At 45.9% G+C, this 964-nt stretch carries 1 protein-coding gene and 1 pseudogene; both read left to right on the forward strand.

Annotation, left to right across the window (positions count from 1 at the left end; all coding sequences use genetic code 11):
* Positions 1 to 317 precede the first annotated feature (317 nt).
* Positions 318 to 782 (forward strand): hypothetical protein, encoded by a 465-nt coding sequence (locus tag PMI23_RS17360; RefSeq protein ID WP_007914122.1) that lies wholly within the window; start codon positions 318 to 320, stop codon positions 780 to 782.
* A 61-nt stretch (positions 783 to 843) separates the two neighbouring features.
* Positions 844 to 964 (forward strand): annotated as a pseudogene (locus PMI23_RS30310) (DUF6124 family protein); the annotation flags it as partial.

The following is a 964-nucleotide window of genomic DNA, read 5'->3' on the forward strand; positions in this document are numbered from 1 at the left end:
CCCAAAGGGAGAGGGGACTGACCGAGGTGTTTGGGCGAGTTACACCGACGTGAAATACCGAGTCGAATTCAGACTCTGAAAGGCTCGGAAATCGGCTCCCTCTCCCTTGAATGATGCCGGATGACGGCCTGACACAATTAAGCATTGTCCAATGGCCGCAAACATGAAGTGGGCAATCAAGTTCCAAAAATCATCTTCCGATTAATTTTTAATAGCCAATCGATATAGGAGACCTGTCAGATCTGACAGTGCCCATTTTATCGCTTTAGCCGAACAATGGATGTCGTCACACCAACCTAACCTTGAAGGAGCAAGACATGTCCATTAAAGATCTGGAACTCGACAAACTTAAGAAATCAGGTGAAGGCACTGTAGTTGCCAAACTAAACAAAGACTATATCACCGACAAGTTCGAAGGAAAACCCGACCATTTTATTACCGATAACAAGATAGTCTCGCTAAAAGCAACTTACCAAAAATCCTCTACCACCTCATTCACTATCAACCTCACTTTTGACGCAAATATTAAGCTTGGGAGGAATGAATTCAGCACGGAGCACTTTCCCTCTCCGTTCAGATTTTCATATACGTCAGGCTCACATACAAAAGGCTATACAAGCGCTAAAAATGCAGGGTTCATTGTTGTAGAAGAGTTCAACATTGCCAAAGGCATTTTCAAGGCAGCCTTCAACTTCAGTTTTGTAGATTTCGACACAAATGAGCTGCATCAAGTTCATGATGGTCAGATTGATGTCAAAGGCCTTGAAACTATCGAGGTGTAAAGGTAGATCGCAAAGTCTGACCCAAGTGCAGACACAAGCAGGTATCAGCCAATGTTGATACCGCTTCCCCAAAGCCACCGTGTTTCAGATCTCCCCCGAACAGTACAGCGAAAGCCTGCTGGTCCGCGCCTGCGAATCACTGGCACAAGCCAGCCTGATGACCAGCGACATCGCCGCCTACA

Source organism: Pseudomonas sp. GM24 (genome assembly GCF_000282235.1).
Taxonomy (GTDB): domain Bacteria; phylum Pseudomonadota; class Gammaproteobacteria; order Pseudomonadales; family Pseudomonadaceae; genus Aquipseudomonas.

Bases quoted from the DNA above. Each gene is read 5' to 3' on its own strand.
- PMI23_RS17360 (WP_007914122.1), top strand. From the start codon at position 318: ATGTCCATTAAAGATCTGGAACTCGACAAACTTAAGAAATCAGGTGAA.